Genomic DNA, 19,685 nt, shown 5'->3' on the forward strand with positions numbered 1-19,685 from the left:
AACCTTGTGGGGGCGAATTTATTCGCTAAAGCAGGCCGAAGGCCTGCCCTTAGAAGGTTCGTGGGGCCGCTACGCGGTCCTTAGCGAATGAATTCGCCCCCACAGAAAAGCGGCGCTACACCTGGCTCTGTTCCCCGCTGAACACCAGCGTCACCCGGCAGCGCCGGCAGTAATAGCGGCGCCCGCGTGCCACCAGGGCGTGACGCTGGGCGGAGAAGGGATGGCCGTCGGGGCAGGCGCAGCGGTACAGGTAGCGCGTCACCTTGCGCCGGTTCACTTCATAGGTGTGGCAGCGATTGGGTGGCAGTTCGTAGACGCCGCGCATGATCAGCTGCCATTCCTCGCCGTGGGGCTGGATGCGCGGGCCGAACAGTTGATGGGCGACCAGGTGCGCCACCTCGTGGGCGACGGTCTGGCGCAGGAAGTCTTCCTGGTTCTCGCGGTACAGCTGCGGGTTGAAGCGCAGCTTGTTCTCATCCAGATGGGCGACGCCGGCTTTCTGCCCGCGCAGCTTGAAGCTCACTTCGGGACGGGGAAAGCGGCATTTGAAAAAGTCTTCGGCCTGCAGGTAGCAAGCTTCGACGCGGGCAAGTAGCTGCTCGGGCATAGGGCACTCCGTTGGCGCGGAATTATGCCGCAAAGCAGCCGCTGCCCGAATCGCCGTTCGGCTGGGCGGTTATCTCACTACGTGGGTGATCTCCTGGTACTCGGGCGTCATGTAGAACTGCCAATGGAGAATCACCGACACCAGCAACGTCACCAGCACCAGCAAGCCCACAGCCCAGATGGAGGTGGCATAGAGCATGCTCTGCTCGCGCTTCATGCGCATGAAGATCGGCACGCCCACATAGAGCAGCACCGTGGAGTAGGCACAGGCCAGCCCCAGCACCAGGAGCGCCAGCCAGCGGCTCGGATAGAGGCTGGCGAGGCCGGCGATGAACAGCGGCGTGGCCACGTAGGCGACGAAGCCGACGCACTGGTTGAAGTTCGGTCGAACCTCGAACGTGCGCGACATCCAGCGTACGAACGAGCCCATCAGCACCACGCCAATCACCGAAGTGAGGTAGAGGCCGATGGCGAGTTGCAAGGCACTGTCCGGCTGCAGTCGCACCACTTCGTCACGGGCCAGGCTCCAGCCGACTTCGGTGGTGCCGACGTAGAGGCTGAACGCTGGAATCAGGGCGAGCAGCAGCAGGTGGCCGAGGTAGTGGAGGCTGTTCTGGCGTTCCTCGTCGCGGATTTCATCCCAGGCGCGCAGGGGCTGGGTGAAGAGGTTCACGAAGTGGGGAGTCATGGCGGTCTCCTTGCACAGGACGCTTTGGATTACCTGCGCCTGGCCGCGCAGGCCCTGTGCATATAGAGAGGAGTCACAAGCGGGGTTTCAGGTTTCTGGCCGAACGGTCATCTGCCCATGAAAAAGGCCGCCCATGGGCGGCCTTGTCTGCATCAGGAAAGCATCAGCTGGTGTACACCGGTCCCAGGCCGAAGCCCCAGAGGATCACGGCAGAGGCGATCATCGCCACCAGCACCACCAGGCCAACCGCCAGCACCGAGCTGGAGAACAGGAAGCCTTCGTCCTTGGGAATGTTCATGAACGTCGGTATGCCCACATACAGTAGGTAGACCGTGTAGCAGATGGCCAAGGTGCCCACCGTCGCGCCGAACCAGAGGTGCGGGTAGAGTGCCGCGAGGCCGCCAATGAACAGCGGGGTCGCGCAGTAGGCGGCGAAGACGATGCACTCGGTGATGCTCGGATTGGCGTCGTAGGTGCGCGCCATCCAGTGGATGAAACCACCCATCACCGCCACGCCGGCCAGCATCGCCAGGTAGGACATGATGGACATCTGCATCGCGCTGGCCTGGGTGAGCATCACAGGATCGCCCTTGCCCAGTACCCAGCCGACCTGGGTTGTGCCGATATAGGCAGAAATTACGGGAATTGCAGCAAGGATCAGGACGTGGGTGAGATACATGTGGCCGACGCTTTCGTCTTCGCCACGGATCTCTTGCCACTCTTGATCGGGATGGGTGAAGAGCCCCCAAACGTGGTGGATCATGCTGAACACCTCCTCATTATTATGAGGTCGCCCCCCAGCGAAGCGCCGGCAGCGCATGGACAACGCTGACCGGTGCCCGGCCGACCTATGCGACCTTATGTCGCAGTATAGGCAGGCGATTCGCCGACGCCTTAGAGCGAATCGAAGATTCAGTGTCAGCTGTAATAGCGTTGAAGTATTTCCATGGCCTTGTTGATCGATTGCAAGCGCGAGGTGCTGCCGCCCCGATCCGGGTGATGCTGGCTCACCAGTTGGCGGTAGCGCTGCTTGATCACCGCGAGGCTGAGCGGCTGGCTGCCGCTGTGCAGGCCGAACAGTTCCAGCGCCGCGAGCTTTTCTTCGCTGCCCTGCATACGCGTCCAGAAGCTGGCCAGCAGCTTTTCCACGTCTTCTTCCGTGGTATCGCGCAGATTGCTCAGGTCCAGGTAATAGTCGCGCAGCGGGTCCAGCTCGCTGAGGGCGGCGGCGGTGCCCGCTGCATAGGGCAGCAGCTGCACGCAGAGTGGGCTGATGGCCAACTGCGCCTCGCCAGTACCATTCAAAGCGTCACGCAGGCGGTAGAGCGCGTTGAAGACCAGGAAGTGCGTGCGGAACAGCACCAGCTTGTCGGTGAGTTCCAGGTGCGGGATGTGGGTGGAGTGGCGGGCCTTGAGGGCCTGGATCAGTTGGTACTCGCTCAGCCCTTCGGGAGCCCCGCGCAAGAGTTCGAGGAGCTGGTCGCTGAGGTCCAGGGCGGGGTCGAGGTCACTGTTCATCCGGCGGAGCCTAGCACAGGCCGATGATGGGGCTGGGGCCGCGCTCGCTTTGTGCGTAAAATAGCCAGCTTTTCGCATTCCTCCCGGATTTCAGAGCACCATGGGCACCCTTTCGGTCAACCAGAACAAACTGCAGAAACGCATCCGCCGCCTGGCCGGCGAAGCCATCACCGACTTCAACATGATCGAGGATGGCGACAAGGTCATGGTCTGCCTGTCCGGCGGCAAGGACAGCTACACCATGCTGGACGTGCTGCTTTACCTGCAGAAGGTCGCGCCGATCAAGTTCGAGATCGTGGCGGTGAACATGGACCAGAAGCAGCCTGGTTTCCCCGAGCACGTCCTGCCGGCCTATCTGGAATCCATCGGCGTGCAGTACCACATCATCGAAAAGGACACCTATTCGGTGGTGAAGGAGAAGATCCCGGAAGGCAAGACCACCTGCTCGCTCTGCTCGCGCCTGCGTCGTGGCACCCTCTATACCTTCGCCGACGAGATCGGCGCGACCAAGATGGCCCTGGGGCACCACCGCGACGACATCCTGGAAACCTTCTTCCTCAATATGTTCTACGGCGGCACCCTCAAGGCCATGCCGCCGAAGCTGCGCGCCGACGACGGCCGCAACGTGGTGATCCGCCCGCTGGCCTACTGCAACGAAGCCGATATCGAGGCGTACTCCATTCTCAAGGAATTCCCGATCATCCCGTGCAACCTCTGCGGTTCCCAGGAGAATCTGCAGCGCCAGGTGGTCAAGGAGATGCTCAACGAGTGGGAGCGCAAGTCGCCGGGCCGCACCGAGATCATGTTCCGGGCCCTGCAGAACGTGGTGCCGTCGCAACTGGCGGACCGTAACCTGTTCGACTTCGTCAATCTGCGCATCGACGAAACCGCAGCACCGCGCACCCTGGACGTGGTCAACATCTGACCGTGCCCCTGTAGGAGCGAGCTTGCTCGCGAAGGTTCGCCAGCAAGCTGGCTCCTGCAGGGAACCGTTCCGCATCGAAAGGACTCCCTATGCGCGATTACCGCTGGCTCCACGAATACTGCCTGAACCGCTTCGGCTCGGCCGAAGCCCTGGAAGAGCGCCTACCGCAGCCGCGCGGCGAAGCCGAGCTGCGTGCACTCAGTGACGACCGCTACTTGTCGCTGATGGCGTTGCGCGTCTTTCGTGCCGGCCTCAAACACAGTCTGGTGGATGCCAAGTGGCCGGCGTTCGAAGAGGCCTTCTTCGGCTTCGATCCGCATAAAGTGGTGCTGATGGGGGCTGAGCATCTGGAGCGGCTAATGCAGGACACCCGCCTCATTCGCCATCTCGGCAAGCTCAAGAGTGTGCCGCGCAATGCCCAGTTCGTGCTGGACGTGGCGCGGGAAAAGGGCAGCTTCGGTGCCCTGATCGCCGACTGGCCGGTGACTGATATCGTTGGCCTGTGGAAATACCTGGCCAAGCACGGCAACCAGTTGGGCGGACTGTCGGCGCCGCGCTTCCTGCGGATGGTCGGCAAGGACACCTTCATCCCCACGGATGATATGGTCGCGGCCCTCAAGGCCCAGGACATCATCGACAAGGCCCCCTCCAGCCAGAAAGACCTGGCGCAGGTGCAGGCCGCGTTCAACCAGTGGCATGCCGAGAGTGGCCGGCCGCTGTGCCAGCTTTCCATGATGCTGGCCCACACCGTCAATCACTGAGCCGCGGGAGACACCCGGCGTCGGTGGGCAGAGGAGGGGAGCATGTCGGATATCCAGCGTGTAGCCGCAGCCATCAAGGCGGCCGAGCGAATCCTGGTGATTACCGGGGCGGGATTGTCGGCGGACTCCAGCTTGCCTACCTATCGGGGGCTGGGCGGTCTCTACAACGGTGTGACGGAGGAAGGGCTGCCTATAGAGGAAGCACTCTCCGGGCCGATGCTGCGACGTAACCCCGCGCTGTGCTGGAAGTACCTCGCCCAGCTCGGTCGCGCTTGCCTGGGCGCCCGACCCAATGCCGGTCACGAAGCCATCGCTCAGCTGCAGAAGATCAAGCCCGAGTGCTGGGTGCTGACCCAGAACATCGATGGCTACCATCGCCAGGCCGGCTCACCGCGAGAACGACTGATCGAGATCCACGGCGAGCTGTCGCCGCTTTTCTGCCAGTCCTGTGGCGCGGAAAGTCCCGACCTCGCCCGACATCTGGCAGGGGAAATGCCTCCCAAATGCCATGAATGTGGTGGTATTCTCCGCCCACCCGTGGTGCTGTTCGAAGAAATGCTCCCAGAGCAAGCCATCGACAGCCTCTACGCCGAGCTGCGCAACGGATTCGATGCGGTGATCTCGGTGGGAACCACGGCGAGCTTTCCTTACATCATCGAGCCCGTCCTCCGCACCCGCCAAGCAGGCGGTTTCACCGTGGAGATCAATCCGGCGCTCACCGACCTCAGCCCCGTCGTCGATGTCCACCTCAGAGGAAAGGCCTTAGATGTTTTGCAGGGACTGCTGAGTCACATTTCAGGCGATTAAATTTGCAAATGGGTTTGATAGAGGGCATAGTCGCGCCTTCATCAAAAACTGTCCGACACGGTCGTGCCCATGCTGAAGCGCTTCGCACCCCTCGTGCCTCTCACCTTCGCCCTGTTTCTCGCCGCTTGCGCAGGCAATGTGCAGCAGCAATCCCAGACCCAAACGCAAGCTCCCGTAGCCGACGGCATGCCCGATTCGCTGCTGGCTGACCGCGAGCCTACCGCCCTGGATCTGGCGAACCTCACCGACGATGAGCCCTACCAGATGCCGTCCCTCTCCGACGGTCTGCTGGAGCGTGGTTTCGAGCTGGTGGGTACCCCGTACCGCTTCGGTGGCCGTTCCCTGAAGACCGGCTTCGATTGCAGTGGCTTCGTCGGCTACCTGTTCAAGGAAGAGGCCGGCATCCAGCTGCCGCGTTCTACTCGCGAGATGATCAACCTGGATGCCCCGGTGATCGCCCGCAGCGAACTGCAGCCCGGCGACATCGTGTTCTTCAACAACCGTGGCCGCGGCCGCGTCAGTCACGCCGGCATCTATATTGGCGACGACCAGTTCATTCACTCCAGCAGCAGCCGCAGCGGCGGTGTGCGCGTCGACAGCCTCGACGACCGCTACTGGAAGGCCAGCTACATGGAAGCCAAGCGCGTCCTGGCCATGAACACCCCGACTCGCCACCCGCTGCATCGCTGATTCAGCTGGATTCGAGTCGAAAAGCCGAGGCGGCCCTGAGTGGCCGCCTCGGTTTTTTTATGCCCGAGGCTTTCTTGAACGCAAAAAACACCGGATTCTGCAGATGGTCAGGGAACTTTTTCTGTCCGGGCGTGTAGCTTTCGCTTGCAATATCATTGTGAGATCAGCAAATTAGCGTGCACTCCTCAAGTCAGGACTGACTTGCCATGCTCGCACCGAACCGCCTCGCCATCCTTGCCCTGGCCTCGCTGCTCACCGCTTGCGCGAGCAAGGCGCCTCCGCCTTATTCCCCACCTGTTGTCACTGCGCCTTCCCAGCAGTTCTCCCCAGCGGCTGAAGATGTGCTGTTCCGCGCCCTCGGCCTGGTGGGTACGCCTTATCGCTGGGGCGGCAATACCCCGGACAGCGGTTTCGACTGCAGTGGCCTTATCGGCTATGTCTATCGCGATGCTGCGGGCATCAGCCTGCCACGCTCCACGCGCGAACTGATCGCCATGCGCGCGCCCAGCATCGGCCTCAATGCCCTGCAAAGCGGCGACCTGGTGTTCTTCGCCACCAATGGCGGCGCGCAGGTCAGCCATGCCGGCATTTATGTGGGCGAAGGCCGCTTCGTCCATGCGCCACGCACTGGCGGAACGGTGCGCCTCGACAGCCTGTCGAACAGCTACTGGCAACGCAGCTATCTCAGCGCCAAGCGCGTAATCTTCGACCCACGCCTGGCGCAATCCCACTGAGGCACTCATGACCAACCGCACGCTGAACCTCGATGACGCCCTCTACGGCTATCTCCTCGAGGTTTCGCTGCGGGAGTCACCGCTGCTGGAACGCCTGCGGGCGGAAACCGCTTTCTTGCCCATGGCGCGCTGGCAGATCGCGCCGGAGCAGGGCCAGTTCATGGCATTGCTGGTGAAGCTCACCGGCGCCCGTCGCATCCTCGAAGTCGGTACCTTCACCGGCTACAGCGCCCTGTGCATGGCGGCCGAGATCCCGGCTGACGGCCGGATGATCTGCTGTGACCTGCCGGGCGACTACAACGCCGTCGCCCTTCGCTACTGGCAGGAAGCCGGCCTTGCTGGGCGCATCGAGCTGCGCCTCGCGCCAGCGCTGGATACGCTGGCTTGCCTGGAAGACGGTAGCTTCGACCTGATCTTCATTGATGCCGACAAGAGCAACTATCCCGCCTATCTGGAGGAAGCCCTGCGCCTGGCGCGACAGGGTGGGCTGGTGCTCTTCGACAATGTGCTCTGGAGTGGCCGCGTGCTGGAAACCGAGTCGGACGACGCCGACACCCGTGCCATCCAGGCGCTTAATCTCGCCCTGAAAGCCGATCCGCGCGTCGACCTGTCGCTGCTGCCCGTGGGAGATGGCCTGACCCTCTGCCGCAAGCGTTGAAAGCATGCCTGAACCGATCCGCCTGCCGCCCCAGCCCGATGCCTGCGAACTCTGCGGTCGGCACTCGCCGCTGACCCGCCACCATCTGATCCCCAAAGCCCTGCACGACAAGCCTTACGTGCAGAAGCGCTTCGTGAAAAGCGAGCGCATCACCGCCACCCTCTGGGTCTGCCGTCCTTGCCATAACCAGATCCATAGACTGTTCAGCGAGAAGGAGCTGGCGTTGACCTTCAATAGCCGCGAAGCGCTGTTGGGCGACGAGCGCATGCGTACCTTCGTCGACTGGCTGGCCGGCAAGCCGGCGGGCTTCAACCCGAGGCATTGAGCGGCGGCGGTGATTCTGCGGGATGTGGCGGCGGAACTCTCCAGCGCAGCGCCATCCGCATCATTTCCTCGCGATGGCGTCAGCGCATCAGGCAATAGTTGATGAGCTGTTCCTCGATGCTTTGCCGCTGGCGCAGGAAAAGTGCCACCACCACTCGCGCCTCGGGCTCAAAATAGTGATAGAGGATTCGGTACTCGCCGATATGCAGCTCCCGGTAGTGGCGAATGCCGAGAAGCGCGGCCTGCTCGCACACTGGAGCGGCCAGTGGATGTGACTTCAAACGCTTTTCTGCGCTCCTGACCAACTCGATCAGTTGCGCTTGCGCTTGTTCGGGACCGTGGTAGGGCGTGAGGTGGTGGATCTGGGCAATCAAGCTTTCTTCGGCTGTCGAGGCGTAAGCGATCTCAATCGTTCTGCTCATCCTGGGCGTCTCCCGATCTTCCTTGGGCAGTGGGGCTGCGCTGCTTGAGTCGTTCCAGCAGGGTGTCACCCGAGATGAGTCGGCCTTCGGCTGCATCGCGGTCAGCGAAGGACAGCAATTTGATCAGCGCAAGCGCTTCGTCGCGGCGCTGGCGCTCGGCGTAGGACTCGACCACGTAGGCCGGCACACCATTTTGGGTGATCACCATGGGCTCGCTGAGGTCCAGCGAGGCAGCATGCTGCTTCAGGTAGCTGATGGTCTGGATTTTCATGGCATCTCCCGGGTGGTGAGGACGCCGCATTCCGGCCGAATGAAGCGCCCCCGAAGAGAACAAGTGGGGTGGTCTATTTATAGTCTGAATAAGAACTGGCGACAATCGGCGAGCTCGAGCCAATCTTGCCGACTGCGTTGAGAGCCATGCCGATACCCTGGTGGAAGTAAAAAGCGACTTCCACCCTACCGGTCCGATTCGCAGCGAATTTGCCTGACCCACGGTTGGCGTCCGATTTGACGCTACCCCGCGCACCCTCTAACCTTCGCCGCTGCCTCAGGTGCCCCGTGGTTCTGGACTACGGGGTGAAACAGGGAAGCCGGTCCATTCCTATGAAGAATCCGGCGCTGCCCCCGCAACGGTAGGCGAGTAGAACGCCGCAATCGGCCACTGTGCCCCAGGCATGGGAAGGCGCGGCACGGGAGCTTCGGCTCCACTCGCAAGCCCGGAGACCGGCCTGTAGCAAACAGGGCATCGCGGAGCCTTCCGCATGCAGTTCCCCCTAGAGATGTCGCGCGGGTGGCACGACGGAGATCCAAACCTTGATTCGCAAGCCTTTCATCAGGCCGGCGGCGCTTGCGCTGCTCGGCAGTTCTTCCATTTCTCCTTTCCTGGTCGCAGCGCCCCTGACGCTGGACGAGCAGGTGGTCACCGCAACCCGCAGTGAGCGGCCGGTGCGCGCGAGCCTGGCCGCCAGCACGGTCATTGACCGTGAAGAGATCGAGCGCAGCCAGGCGCGTTCGGTGCCTGAGCTTCTGCAAAAAGTGCCGGGGGTGACCCTCAGCAACAACGGTGGTCCGGGCAAGAACACCACCGTTTTCCTGCGCGGCAGCGAGTCCGACCACGTTCTGGTGTTGATCGATGGCATCAAGGTGGGTTCGGTGAGCGCCGGCATCACGGCCTTCCAGGATCTGCCGGTTGAGCTGATCGAACGCATTGAAGTGGTTCGCGGCCCGCGCTCCAGCCTGTACGGCTCGGAAGCCATCGGCGGCGTCATTCAGATATTCACCCGCAAGGGCGGAAAGGATGGAGCCAAACCCTGGTTCTCCGCTGGTTACGGCACCCATGACAGCTATGAAGGCAGCGCCGGCGTTTCCGGTGGTGACGACAAGGGCTGGTACAACCTCGGCGTCAGCAGCCAGGACACCGACGGCATCAATTCTCGCCGGCAGGGAAGCGACTACTACGAGCCCGATGCGGACGGCTACCGCAATCTTTCCGGCAGCCTGCGCGCGGGCTATCGCTTCGAGAACGGCCTGGAACTCGATGGCACGCTGATGCGCGCAAAGGCCCACAACGACTACGACGACATCGACCAGTTCGGCTATTTCCACCCCCTGGGCGGGCACAGCGCCAATGCCGACAACCGCCAGGAGTTGCTGGGTGGCCGCGCGCGTTTCAGCCCTGCGGAAATCTGGGACGTGACCCTGCAGGCGGGCCGTAGTGAAGACAAGACCACCAGCGAAACCGACGGTGTCTTCGATGCGCGTTTCAATTCCAAGCGCGACAGTGCTTCCTGGCTCAACGACCTGACCCTGGCCGAGGGGCACGTGCTGACCCTGGGCTACGACTGGCAGCGCGACCAGATCAGCAGTTCCACCGACTTCGACAAGGACTCGCGCCTGAACAAGGGCTGGTTCGCCCAGTACCTGGGCGAGTACGGTCGTCAGGACTGGCAGCTCAGCCTGCGTCGCGACGACAACGAACAATTCGGCACCCACGACACCGGCAATGCCGCCTGGGGCTACGCGTTGACCGACGCGGTGCGCTTCAGCGTGAGCTACGGCACCGCCTTCAAGGCGCCCAGCTTCAACGAGCTTTACTACCCGGGCTACGGTAATCCCGACCTGGATGCGGAAACTTCGGAAAGCTTCGAGACCGGCCTTGCCGGTCAGCATGGCTGGGGTCGTTGGTCCATCAATGCCTATCGCACCCATGTGGACGACCTGATCGCCTACGACTCCAGCCTTGGCCCTTACGGCGGCCCCAACAACATCGGCAAGGCACGCATCGACGGCCTTGAGCTGGTAGTGGGCAGCCAGTGGCTGGGTTGGGACTGGAACGCCAACGCGACCTTCCTCGATCCGGAGAACCGTGAGTCGAGCGCCAATTCGGGCAACGATCTGCCGCGTCGCGCGCGGGAAGTCTTCAACCTCGATCTGGACCGTCGCCTGGGTCGCTTCGGCATTGGCGCCACCCTGCATGCCGAAGGGCGCAGCTACAACGACCTGGCCAACCGCGAGCGTGTCGCCGGCTATGCCTCGGTGGACCTGCGCGGTGAATACTGGCTGACCGAGGAGTGGCGCCTGCAGGCCAAGGTGACCAACCTGCTGGATGCCGACTACGAAACCGCACTGGACTACAACCAGCCGGGGCAGGCAGTGTTTTTCACCGTCCGTTACCAGGCACTGTGACGAGGAACATCTGATGACCGAATCCGCAGATCGCGACGCCCGCCACAAGGCCCGCATGCAACGCAAGAAAGCCGTGGTCGACGAGAAGATCGCCCAGGCCCAGGACGAGTACGGCCTGCTGCTGGTGCATACCGGCAATGGCAAGGGCAAGAGCAGTTCGGCGTTCGGCATGGTCGCCCGAGCCCTCGGCCACGGCTTCAAGGTGGGCGTGGTGCAGTTCATCAAGGGCGGCATGTCCACCGGCGAAGAGAACTTCTTCCGCCGTTTCCCGGAAGAGGTCAGCTACCACGTGATGGGCGAGGGCTACACCTGGGACACCCAGGACCGCCAACGTGACATCGAGAAAGCGCGCGCTGCCTGGGCCATCGCCCGTGGCCTGCTGGACGATCCGCAGATTGGGCTGGTGGTACTCGACGAACTGAACATCGCCCTCAAGCACGGCTACCTGGAACTGGGCGACGTGCTGCGTGACATCGAATCCCGCCCCGAGCACCAGCACGTGGTCGCCACCGGCCGTGGTGCGCCCCAGGGCCTGATCGACGCCGCCGACACCGTCACCGAGATGGCCATGGTCAAGCACGCCTTCAAGTCCGGTGTGAAAGCCCAGAAGGGCGTGGAGTTCTGATGTCGCGCTCCTGCCCCGCACTGCTGATCGCCGCCCCCGCCTCCGGTCAGGGCAAGACCACCGTCACCGCGGCGCTCGCTCGTCTGCACGCCCGCCAGGGCAAGCGTGTGCGGGTGTTCAAGTGCGGACCTGACTTTCTCGACCCCATGATCCTCGCCCGGGCGTCCGGCGCACCGGTCTACCAGTTGGACCTGTGGATGGTGGGCGAGGCGGAAAGTCGCCGCCTGCTCTGGGAAGCGGCGGGGGAGGCTGACCTGATCCTCATCGAGGGGGTGATGGGCCTGTTTGACGGCTCGCCCTCGGCCGCCGACCTGGCGCGCCACTTTGGCGTGCCGGTGCTCGGCGTGATCAATGGCGCCGCCATGGCGCAGACCTTCGGCGCCCTGGCGGTGGGCCTGGCCACTTACCAGCCGGACCTGCCCTTTGCCGGCGTGCTCGGTAATCGTATTGGCAGCCAGCGTCACAGCGACCTGATCCGCGACAGCCTGCCGGACTGGATTCGCTGGTACGGCGCCCTGCCGCGCAGCGCCGAGGTGGAGCTGCCGAGCCGCCACCTGGGACTGGTTCAGGCCGATGAGCTGGCCGATCTGGATGCACGCCTCAATGCCGCCGCCGATGCCCTTGCCGCCAGTGCAGAAGTGGCGCTGCCGCCAGCCGTGAGCTTCGCCGCGCCCGAGCAGCAGTCGCTGGGCAACGAATTGGCGGATGTGCGCATCGGCGTCGCACGGGATACCTCGTTCGCTTTTATCTACCAGGCCAACCTCGACCTGCTGCAGCGGCTGGGGGCCGAACTGGTGTTCTTCTCGCCGCTGGCCGATGAATGCCTGCCCGAGGTGGACAGCCTCTACCTGCCGGGCGGCTATCCCGAGCTGCATCTGCGCCAGCTGGAGAGGAACCGTGCCATGGCCGAGGCGATCCGTGCGCACCATGAAGCCGGTAAGCCGATCCTCGCCGAGTGCGGCGGCATGCTCTACCTGCTCGACGCCCTGACCGACGCGAGCGGAGAAAGCGCTGAACTGGTTGGCCTGCTCTCCGGCCGCGCCACCATGCAGAAGCGCCTGGCGGCGCTGGCCCTGCAGGAAGCACCGCTGCCGGAAGGCAATCTGCGGGGTCATACCTTCCACCATTCGTTGCTGGATTCCGCCGTGGAACCGCTGGTTCGCGGCCTCTGCCCGAATGACAAACCGGTGGCTGAAGCCGTATTCCGTAGCGCAAGGCTGACGGCCTCCTACATTCACTTCTACCTGCCGTCCAACCCTCGGGTGGCAGCGGAGCTGTTCCGACCATGAGCGAACATGCCTTCAGCCCGGAGGAGCGCGCGGCGGTCTATCGCGCCATCGCTGAGCGCCGCGACATGCGCCACTTCAACGGCGGTGAAGTGGCGCCCGAACTGCTGTCGCGTTTGCTGGAGGCGGCCCATCAGGCCCCCAGCGTCGGCCTGATGCAGCCCTGGCGATTCATCCGCATCAGCTCGGGCGAGCTGCGCGAGCGCGTACATGCCCTGGTGGAAGCGGAGCGTGTGCGTACCGCCGAAGCCCTGGGCGAACGCTCCGATGAGTTCATGCGACTCAAGGTGGAAGGCATCCGCGACTGCGCCGAGCTGCTGGTGGCGGCTCTGATGGAGGGGCGCGACGCCCATGTCTTCGGCCGCCGCACCCTGCCGGAAATGGACCTCGCCTCGCTTTCCTGCGCCATCCAGAACCTCTGGCTGGCGGCCCGTGCCGAAGGCCTGGGAATGGGCTGGGTGTCGCTGTTCGATCCGACAGCCCTGGCGGAACTGCTGGGCATGCCGGAGGGGAGCAAGCCTGTTGCTGTGCTCTGCCTGGGTCCGGTGAACGCGTTCTATCCGGCCCCCATGCTCGCGCTGGAGGGCTGGGCCGAGCCGCGGCCACTGGCCGAGCTGGTATTCGAAAACCAATGGGGGCAGCAACCTTGAGTCTTGGATTCCTGACCCTCGGCGCCGTTGCGCTGGATGCCCTGTTCGGTGAGCCGAAGGGCTGGCACCCGCTGGTGGCCTTCGGCAAATTCGCCAATCGCCTGGAGCGCCGTTTCAATCCCGGCGGACGGGGTTGGCGCAGCCACGGCGTCACGGCCTGGGTGCTGGCGGTGATGCCGCTTACCTTCGGTGCCTGGCTGCTCGCGGAACTGCCCTATGTGGGGTGGCTGGTGGGTGTGATCGCGCTGTATGCCGCCATTGGCCTGCGCAGCCTCAACGAGCATGCCGAGCCGGTGGCCAGTGCACTGCAGGCCAGCGACCTGCCGGAAGCGCGCAAGCGCGTGGGCTATATGGTCAGCCGCGAAACCGGTGAGCTGGACGATTCCGCCGTGGCCCGTGCCGCCACCGAATCGGTGCTGGAGAACGGCAGTGATGCGGTGTTCGCCGCGCTGTTCTGGTTCGCGGTCGCCGGTGCGCCGGGCGTGGTGCTCTATCGCCTGTCCAACACCCTGGACGCCATGTGGGGCTACCGCAACGAACGCTTCGAACGCTTCGGCTGGGCCGCGGCTCGCATCGACGACGTACTCAATTACATCCCGGCGCGGCTGGTGGCCCTGACCTATGCACTGCTCGGCAAGACCGCGCTGGCCTTGCGCTGCTGGCGCCGACAGGCACCCCGTTGGGACAGCCCCAACGCCGGTCCGGTGATGGCTGCCGGCGCCGGTGCCCTGGGCGTGGCCCTGGGTGGACCGGCGGTGTATCACGGCGAACGACATGAGCGCCCGGTGCTGGGCGAAGGTCCGCAAGCCTGTGCCGAGGACATTCACCGCGCCATGGACCTGGTGCGCCAGGGCGTGATGCTCTGGCTGGTGGTGCTGATCATTGGAGGCTGGCTCCTTGCTTGAACATGGCGGACGGCTGCGCGCAGCGGCGCGGCGTTATGGCATTGCCGAGGCCGACTGGCTCGACCTTTCTACCGGCATCGCACCTTACGGCTGGGAGCTGCCGGCCATTCCCGCTGCGGCCTGGGCGCGCCTGCCCGAACTGGATGACGGTCTGGAAGACGCAGCGCGGCGCTACTACGGCTGCCAGTCACTGCTGCCGGTGGCCGGTTCCCAGGCGGCGATCCAGGCCTTGCCGCGCCTCCGCGAGCGCAGCCGGGTTGGGGTGATCTCGCCCTGCTATGCCGAGCACGCCCATGCCTGGCGCCGCGAAGGTCATGAACTGGAGGAGCTGGATGCGCAGACCGCGGAGCGCGAGCTGGAGCGTTTCGATGTGCTGCTGGTGGTCAACCCGAACAATCCCACCGGCCAGGAACTGACGCCGCAAACCCTACTGGCCTGGCGCGCGCGCCTTGCCGAGCGGGGCGGCTGGTTGTTGGTGGACGAAGCCTTCATGGACTGCACGCCGCAACAAAGCCTGGCGAGCCATTGCCCGTTGCCGGGGCTGGTGGTGCTGCGTTCCTTCGGCAAGTTCTTCGGCCTGGCGGGAATCCGCCTGGGTTTCGTCCTGGCCGAAGCTTCGCTGCTGGATCGGCTCAGCGAATGGCTCGGCCCCTGGACCGTCAGCGGCCCGGCACGGGCCCTGGCCAAGGCGCTCTTGCAGGATGAAGCGGGGCAACTGTCCCAACGGCAATCCCTGCTGCGCGATGGTCAGCGCCTGGAAGCGCTGCTGCGTGATTGTGGCCTGCCTCCCGCTGGCGGCACTGCCCTGTTCCAGCGCCTGGTCCGCGATGACGCCCAGGCTCTGCACGAATTCCTCGCCGCTCGCGGCATCCTTACCCGGTTATTCACCTCGCCACCCAGCCTGCGTTTCGGCCTTCCGCCGGACGAAGCCGGCTGGGCGCGCCTGGGCCGGGCCCTGATCGACTTTTCCAAGGAGCGCCCATGACCACCCTGATGGTGCAGGGCACCACGTCCGATGCCGGCAAGAGCACGCTGGTAACGGCCCTGTGCCGCTGGCTCAAGCGCCAGGGCGTCGCAGTCGTGCCCTTCAAACCGCAGAACATGGCGCTGAACAGCGCGGTGACCGCCGACGGTGGCGAAATCGGCCGTGCACAGGCCGTGCAGGCCCAGGCTTGCGGATTGGCGCCGCATACCGACATGAACCCGGTGCTGCTCAAGCCCAATACGGATATCGGTGCCCAGGTGATCATCCACGGTCGCGCCGTCACCAGCATGAATGCCGTCGCCTATCACGACTACAAGAAGGTCGCGATGGCGGCAGTGCTGGAGTCCCATCAGCGCCTGCTTGGCCAGTATTCTGTGGTGATGGTCGAGGGGGCCGGCTCCCCGGCTGAGATCAATCTGCGTGCTAACGACATCGCCAACATGGGCTTCGCCGAAGCGGTGGACTGCCCGGTGATCCTGGTGGCCGACATCGATCGCGGTGGTGTGTTCGCCCATCTGGTGGGCACCCTGGCGCTGCTGTCGGAAAGCGAACAGGCACGGGTGAAGGGCTTCGTCATCAACCGTTTCCGGGGCGATATCGCCCTGCTCGAGCCGGGTCTCGACTGGCTGGAACAGCGCACCGGCAAGCCAGTGCTCGGCGTGCTGCCTTATCTCACCGACTTCCACCTGGAAGCCGAAGACGCCATCGACCAGCGCCAGTCCGCCAAGACGGGCGATGTGCTGCGGGTGGCGGTGCCGGTGCTGCCGCGCATCAGCAACCACACGGACTTCGATCCGCTGCGCTTGCACCCACAGGTACAGCTCACCTTCGTCGGCCCTGGCCAGCCCATTCCACCAGCGGACCTGATCATCCTGCCCGGCTCGAAGAGCGTGCGTGCCGACCTCGCACGGCTGCGCGAGCACGGCTGGGACCAGGCGCTGCAACGTCATCTGCGCTATGGCGGCAAGGTGTTGGGTATTTGCGGCGGCTTCCAGATGCTCGGTCGCACCATCGCCGACCCCCACGCCCTGGAAGGGCCGGCAGGGGAGAGCGCCGGTCTTGGCCTGCTGGACATCGACACGGTGCTGGAGCCGGAGAAGCAGCTGCGCAATGTCGCCGGGCATCTGCTGTTGGAAGACGCGGCGGTGAGCGGCTACGAAATTCACGCCGGCGTCACCACCGGGATTGGCCTCGAAGCGCCCATGGTCGCGCTGGACGGCGGTCGCACCGATGGCGCCTGCAGTGCCGACGGCCAGGTCATGGGCACCTACCTGCACGGTCTGTTCGAATCCTCCGCCGCCAGCACCGTCATACTCCGTTGGGCCGGTCTATCCGCTGTCCAAACGGTGGACTACAACGCGCTGCGCGAACGCGATATCGACCGTCTGGCCGACCAGGTGGAACAGCACCTGGATACCGGGAGGCTGCGATCACTGTGCGGACTCTCTCTGTAGGAGCCAGCTTGCTGGCGAACCTTCGGACCACCATTCGCCAGCAAGCTGGCTCCTACGGACGTGCCCTACAACCCACGAGGTTTACCGATGCCTGAACTCATCCTCGGCGGTGCCCGCTCCGGCAAGAGCCGGTTGGCGGAGAAGCTCGCCGCTGAAAGTGGCCTCAAGGTCATCTACATCGCCACCAGCCAGCCGCTGGACGGCGAGATGAGCGCCCGGGTAGCCCATCACCGTGCCCGCCGCCCGGAACATTGGGGCCTGGTGGAAGAACCGCTGGCACTCGCCCGCGTACTGCGCGAGAACGCTGCCGCCGATACCTGCCTGCTGGTGGACTGCCTGACCCTCTGGCTGACCAATCTGCTGATGCTGGACGACCCGGCGCGGCTGGACGAAGAACGCGAGGCTCTGCTCGCTTGTATCGCCGCGCTGCCTGGCCGCGTCCTGCTGGTGAGCAATGAAACCGGCCTGGGCGTCGTGCCCCTGGGCGAGCTGACCCGCCGCTATGTCGACGAGGCCGGCTGGCTCCACCAGGCCCTGGCCGAACGCAGCGAACGGGTGATCTTCACCGTCGCCGGGCTGCCCATGATCCTCAAGGGAGACTCCCTATGATTCCGTTGCACTGGTGGCAGGCCCCTTGCCAGCCCCTCGATCCCATCGCCCGCGCCAAGGCTCAGGCCCGCCAGGACCAACTGACCAAGCCCCGTGGCGCCCTCGGCCAGTTGGAAGACCTGGCCATTACCCTCGCCGCCCAGCAGGGGCGCGAGCGGCCGTGCATCGATCGCCCCTGGTTCGCGGTGTTCGCCGGTGACCATGGCGTGGTGGAGGAGGGCGTGTCCGCCTATCCACAGGCAGTGACTGGCGAGATGCTGCGGAACTTCGTCCGTGGCGGGGCGGCCATCAGCGTGCTGGCGAAGAGTCTCGGCGCAACCCTGGAAGTCGTAGACCTGGGTACTGCGCTCCCGCTCGAACCGCTGCCGGGCGTACTGCACCTGCATGTCGGGGCCGGCACGGCGAACTTCGCCCGCGAACCGGCGATGACCTCCGCCCAGTGCCTGATCGCCCTGCAAGCCGGCCGTTCGAGTGTCGAGCGTGCCCTGGGCGCTGGCGCCGATCTCTACGTCGGCGGGGAAATGGGCATCGGCAACACCACCACTGCCAGCGCCCTGGCCTGTGCCCTGTTGGGGCTGCCGGCCACTGCGCTGGCTGGCCCCGGTACCGGCCTCGACGGCAAGGGCGTAGCCCACAAGATTCAGGTCATCGAACACGCCCTGGCGTTGCATTGCGATGGCTGCGACAGCCCGCAGGAAACCCTGCGCCGCCTGGGTGGTTTCGAGGTGGCGGCGCTGACAGGCGCCTACCTGGCCTGTGCTCAACTGGGCCTGCCGGCGCTGGTGGATGGCTTCATCTGCAGCGTGGCGGCGCTTTGTGCTGTGCGCCTGAATCCGGCCTGCCGCGAGTGGCTGTTGTTCTCCCATCGCTCCGCCGAGCCGGGCCACGTTGCGGTGCTCGAGGCGCTGGAGGCGCAACCGCTGCTGGACCTCGGCCTGCGCCTCGGGGAGGGCAGCGGTGCCGCCATCGCACTGCCGCTGTTGCGCCTGGCCTGTGAACTCCATGGCGGCATGGCGACCTTCGCTGAAGCGTCGGTTTCGGACCGGCCGGAATGAAGCTCGACCTCCTTCGTCACGGTGAAACTGAACGCGGCGGCGGCTTTCGCGGCAGCCTAGACGACGCCCTGACCGATACCGGTTGGGCGCAGATGCGCGCGGGTGTCGTCGCAGCAGGGCCCTGGGACGTGCTGGTGAGTTCGCCCCTGCAGCGCTGCGCTGCGTTCGCCCGCGAACTGGAGCAGCAACTAGACCTGCCCCTGCATTTCGACGCCGATCTCCGCGAACTGCACTTCGGCCAGTGGGAAGGCCGCAGCGCGGCCGAGTTGATGGAGGATCACGCCGAAGGCCTCGGTCTGTTCTGGAACGATCCCTACAGCTTCACCCCGCCGGAAGGCGAAACCCTGCTGGACTTCGAGGCGCGGGTGCTGGCTGCGGGCGAGCGCCTGCTGGAGCGCTTCGCCGGAAAGCGCGTGCTGCTGGTCACCCACGGTGGAGTGATCCGCATCCTGGTGGCCCGCGCCCGGCAATTGCCGCGTACCGGTTTGATGCAAGTGGAAGTGGCTCATGGCGAACTGTTCCGCCTGACCTTCGACGAACATGGCCTGCGGGAGCGTCCATGACGCCCCTGCTGATCGCCCTGCAATTTCTCACCCGCCTGCCGGTGCGCCTGCCGGGCATGCCCGAGCCGGAGCAGATCGGCCGCTCGTTGCTCTGGTATCCGCTGGTCGGCCTGTTGATCGGCGCACTGCTACTGGGTGGCGCTTGGCTGCTGGACGGGCGTCCGCCGCTATTGTCAGCCGCCCTGTTGCTGGCGCTCTGGGTCGGCTTGTCGGGGGGGCTGCATCTGGACGGACTGGCGGACACGGCTGATGCCTGGGTCGGTGGCTACGGCGACCGCGAACGTACCCTGACGATCATGAAGGACCCGCGCAGCGGTCCCATCGCCGTCGTGGTGCTGGTGGTGGTGCTGCTACTGAAGTTCGCCGCGCTGGTAACGCTGTTGGACGCCGGACATTTGCTGCCCCTGCTGCTGGCGCCCTGGCTGGCGCGCGGGATGTTGCCGCTGCTATTCCTCACCACCCCCTACGTGCGTCCTGGCGGCCTGGGGCAGGCGATTGCCGAACACCTGCCGCGGCGGGAGTTACCCGTGTGGTTGGGTGGGCAGGCGGTGGTGATGCTGTTGCTGGGCTGGGCTGCGTGGATTGCCCTGGTGGTGACGCTGGTGCTGTTCGGTTGGTTGCGTGGGCGGTTCATGCAGCGGCTGGGTGGGACGACCGGGGATACGGCAGGGGCGCTGGTGGAGTTGGTGGAGGCGGGGGTGTTGGTGGGGGTGGCGATTGCGCTGACCTGAAGGT

Annotated in this window: 24 protein-coding genes and 1 riboswitch; of the genes, 18 read left to right on the top strand and 6 right to left on the bottom strand. The window is 64.8% G+C overall.

Going from position 1 to position 19,685, the window contains the following annotated elements; translation table 11 throughout:
• Positions 1 to 115: 115 nt before the first annotated feature.
• The 4 genes from DM872_RS03670 to DM872_RS03685 all read right to left on the bottom strand — a co-directional run bounded on the left by DM872_RS03670 (position 116) and on the right by DM872_RS03685 (position 2,812).
• Positions 116 to 607, bottom strand: a complete 492-nt coding sequence (locus DM872_RS03670) for a SprT family zinc-dependent metalloprotease (RefSeq protein ID WP_179058184.1) — start codon at positions 605 to 607, stop codon at positions 116 to 118.
• Positions 608 to 676: 69 nt separating this feature from the next.
• Positions 677 to 1,294 (bottom strand): Yip1 family protein, encoded by a 618-nt coding sequence (locus DM872_RS03675; RefSeq protein WP_179058185.1) that lies wholly within the window; start codon positions 1,292 to 1,294, stop codon positions 677 to 679.
• A 163-nt stretch (positions 1,295 to 1,457) separates the two neighbouring features.
• Positions 1,458 to 2,057, bottom strand: a complete 600-nt coding sequence (locus tag DM872_RS03680; protein WP_077524994.1) for a Yip1 family protein — start codon at positions 2,055 to 2,057, stop codon at positions 1,458 to 1,460.
• 155 nt (positions 2,058 to 2,212) lie between these two features.
• Complete coding sequence (locus DM872_RS03685; RefSeq protein ID WP_179058186.1) at positions 2,213 to 2,812, bottom strand: DNA-J related domain-containing protein; 600 nt, start codon at positions 2,810 to 2,812, stop codon at positions 2,213 to 2,215.
• A 100-nt stretch (positions 2,813 to 2,912) separates the two neighbouring features.
• Between DM872_RS03685 and ttcA the strand changes: the two genes are divergently transcribed.
• From ttcA to DM872_RS03720, 7 genes are all read left to right on the top strand, one after another.
• Positions 2,913 to 3,737 (top strand): tRNA 2-thiocytidine(32) synthetase TtcA, encoded by an 825-nt coding sequence (gene ttcA, locus DM872_RS03690; RefSeq protein ID WP_077524992.1) that lies wholly within the window; start codon positions 2,913 to 2,915, stop codon positions 3,735 to 3,737.
• An 89-nt stretch (positions 3,738 to 3,826) separates the two neighbouring features.
• Positions 3,827 to 4,498 carry a DNA-3-methyladenine glycosylase I gene (locus DM872_RS03695; RefSeq protein ID WP_179058187.1) on the top strand — a complete coding sequence of 224 codons (672 nt, stop codon included), beginning with the start codon at positions 3,827 to 3,829 and terminating at the stop codon, positions 4,496 to 4,498.
• Positions 4,499 to 4,540: 42 nt separating this feature from the next.
• Positions 4,541 to 5,305, top strand: a complete 765-nt coding sequence (locus DM872_RS03700) for an NAD-dependent deacylase (protein ID WP_179058188.1) — start codon at positions 4,541 to 4,543, stop codon at positions 5,303 to 5,305.
• Positions 5,306 to 5,374: 69 nt separating this feature from the next.
• The gene (locus DM872_RS03705; RefSeq protein WP_179058189.1) at positions 5,375 to 5,995 is read left to right on the top strand and encodes a C40 family peptidase; all 621 of its coding nucleotides are present in this window, start codon (positions 5,375 to 5,377) and stop codon (positions 5,993 to 5,995) included.
• A 206-nt stretch (positions 5,996 to 6,201) separates the two neighbouring features.
• Positions 6,202 to 6,729, top strand: a complete 528-nt coding sequence (locus DM872_RS03710) for a C40 family peptidase (RefSeq protein ID WP_179058190.1) — start codon at positions 6,202 to 6,204, stop codon at positions 6,727 to 6,729.
• A 7-nt stretch (positions 6,730 to 6,736) separates the two neighbouring features.
• Positions 6,737 to 7,387 (top strand): O-methyltransferase, encoded by a 651-nt coding sequence (locus tag DM872_RS03715; RefSeq protein ID WP_179058191.1) that lies wholly within the window; start codon positions 6,737 to 6,739, stop codon positions 7,385 to 7,387.
• A 4-nt stretch (positions 7,388 to 7,391) separates the two neighbouring features.
• Complete coding sequence (locus tag DM872_RS03720; protein WP_179058192.1) at positions 7,392 to 7,712, top strand: hypothetical protein; 321 nt, start codon at positions 7,392 to 7,394, stop codon at positions 7,710 to 7,712.
• Positions 7,713 to 7,791: 79 nt separating this feature from the next.
• Here the strand turns inward: DM872_RS03720 and DM872_RS03725 are convergent, their stop codons facing one another.
• Both DM872_RS03725 and DM872_RS03730 read right to left on the bottom strand, forming a co-directional pair.
• A complete protein-coding gene (locus DM872_RS03725) occupies positions 7,792 to 8,133 on the bottom strand; it encodes a type II toxin-antitoxin system RelE/ParE family toxin (RefSeq protein ID WP_179058193.1) in 342 nt (113 codons plus the stop codon).
• Positions 8,117 to 8,404: a type II toxin-antitoxin system Phd/YefM family antitoxin gene (locus tag DM872_RS03730; protein WP_077524985.1), complete on the bottom strand. Its 288-nt coding sequence runs from the start codon at positions 8,402 to 8,404 to the stop codon at positions 8,117 to 8,119. Before DM872_RS03730 ends, DM872_RS03725 begins: the two co-directional genes overlap by 17 nt.
• Before the next feature lie 261 nt (positions 8,405 to 8,665).
• A riboswitch (cobalamin riboswitch) is annotated at positions 8,666 to 8,879 on the top strand.
• Positions 8,880 to 8,949: 70 nt separating this feature from the next.
• Between DM872_RS03730 and btuB the strand changes: the two genes are divergently transcribed.
• From btuB to DM872_RS03785, 11 genes are all read left to right on the top strand, one after another.
• Complete coding sequence (btuB, locus tag DM872_RS03735) at positions 8,950 to 10,818, top strand: TonB-dependent vitamin B12 receptor (protein WP_373273677.1); 1,869 nt, start codon at positions 8,950 to 8,952, stop codon at positions 10,816 to 10,818.
• 13 nt (positions 10,819 to 10,831) lie between these two features.
• Entirely contained in the window at positions 10,832 to 11,443 is a 612-nt protein-coding gene (gene cobO, locus DM872_RS03740) for a cob(I)yrinic acid a,c-diamide adenosyltransferase (RefSeq protein WP_179058195.1), read from the top strand.
• Positions 11,443 to 12,732, top strand: a complete 1,290-nt coding sequence (locus DM872_RS03745; RefSeq protein ID WP_179058196.1) for a cobyrinate a,c-diamide synthase — start codon at positions 11,443 to 11,445, stop codon at positions 12,730 to 12,732. The genes cobO and DM872_RS03745 overlap by 1 nt, the downstream gene beginning before the upstream one ends.
• A complete protein-coding gene (gene bluB, locus DM872_RS03750; RefSeq protein WP_179058197.1) occupies positions 12,729 to 13,379 on the top strand; it encodes a 5,6-dimethylbenzimidazole synthase in 651 nt (216 codons plus the stop codon). The genes DM872_RS03745 and bluB overlap by 4 nt, the downstream gene beginning before the upstream one ends.
• On the top strand, positions 13,361 to 14,284 hold the full coding sequence (gene cbiB / locus DM872_RS03755) for an adenosylcobinamide-phosphate synthase CbiB (protein ID WP_179058198.1): 924 nt from the start codon (positions 13,361 to 13,363) through the stop codon (positions 14,282 to 14,284). The genes bluB and cbiB overlap by 19 nt, the downstream gene beginning before the upstream one ends.
• Positions 14,277 to 15,269 (top strand): threonine-phosphate decarboxylase CobD, encoded by a 993-nt coding sequence (cobD, locus tag DM872_RS03760; RefSeq protein WP_179058199.1) that lies wholly within the window; start codon positions 14,277 to 14,279, stop codon positions 15,267 to 15,269. Before cbiB ends, cobD begins: the two co-directional genes overlap by 8 nt.
• Positions 15,266 to 16,723: a cobyric acid synthase gene (locus DM872_RS03765; protein ID WP_179058200.1), complete on the top strand. Its 1,458-nt coding sequence runs from the start codon at positions 15,266 to 15,268 to the stop codon at positions 16,721 to 16,723. Before cobD ends, DM872_RS03765 begins: the two co-directional genes overlap by 4 nt.
• 87 nt (positions 16,724 to 16,810) lie before the next feature.
• The gene (gene cobU, locus DM872_RS03770) at positions 16,811 to 17,332 is read left to right on the top strand and encodes a bifunctional adenosylcobinamide kinase/adenosylcobinamide-phosphate guanylyltransferase (protein WP_179058201.1); all 522 of its coding nucleotides are present in this window, start codon (positions 16,811 to 16,813) and stop codon (positions 17,330 to 17,332) included.
• Complete coding sequence (gene cobT / locus DM872_RS03775; RefSeq protein ID WP_179058313.1) at positions 17,332 to 18,387, top strand: nicotinate-nucleotide--dimethylbenzimidazole phosphoribosyltransferase; 1,056 nt, start codon at positions 17,332 to 17,334, stop codon at positions 18,385 to 18,387. The genes cobU and cobT overlap by 1 nt, the downstream gene beginning before the upstream one ends.
• Complete coding sequence (gene cobC / locus DM872_RS03780; protein ID WP_179058202.1) at positions 18,384 to 18,950, top strand: alpha-ribazole phosphatase family protein; 567 nt, start codon at positions 18,384 to 18,386, stop codon at positions 18,948 to 18,950. The genes cobT and cobC overlap by 4 nt, the downstream gene beginning before the upstream one ends.
• On the top strand, positions 18,947 to 19,681 hold the full coding sequence (locus DM872_RS03785; RefSeq protein ID WP_179058203.1) for an adenosylcobinamide-GDP ribazoletransferase: 735 nt from the start codon (positions 18,947 to 18,949) through the stop codon (positions 19,679 to 19,681). The genes cobC and DM872_RS03785 overlap by 4 nt, the downstream gene beginning before the upstream one ends.
• The last annotated feature ends 4 nt before the right edge of the window (positions 19,682 to 19,685 follow it).

It is taken from the genome of Pseudomonas taiwanensis (genome assembly GCF_013393345.1).
GTDB lineage: Bacteria > Pseudomonadota > Gammaproteobacteria > Pseudomonadales > Pseudomonadaceae > Metapseudomonas > Metapseudomonas resinovorans_C.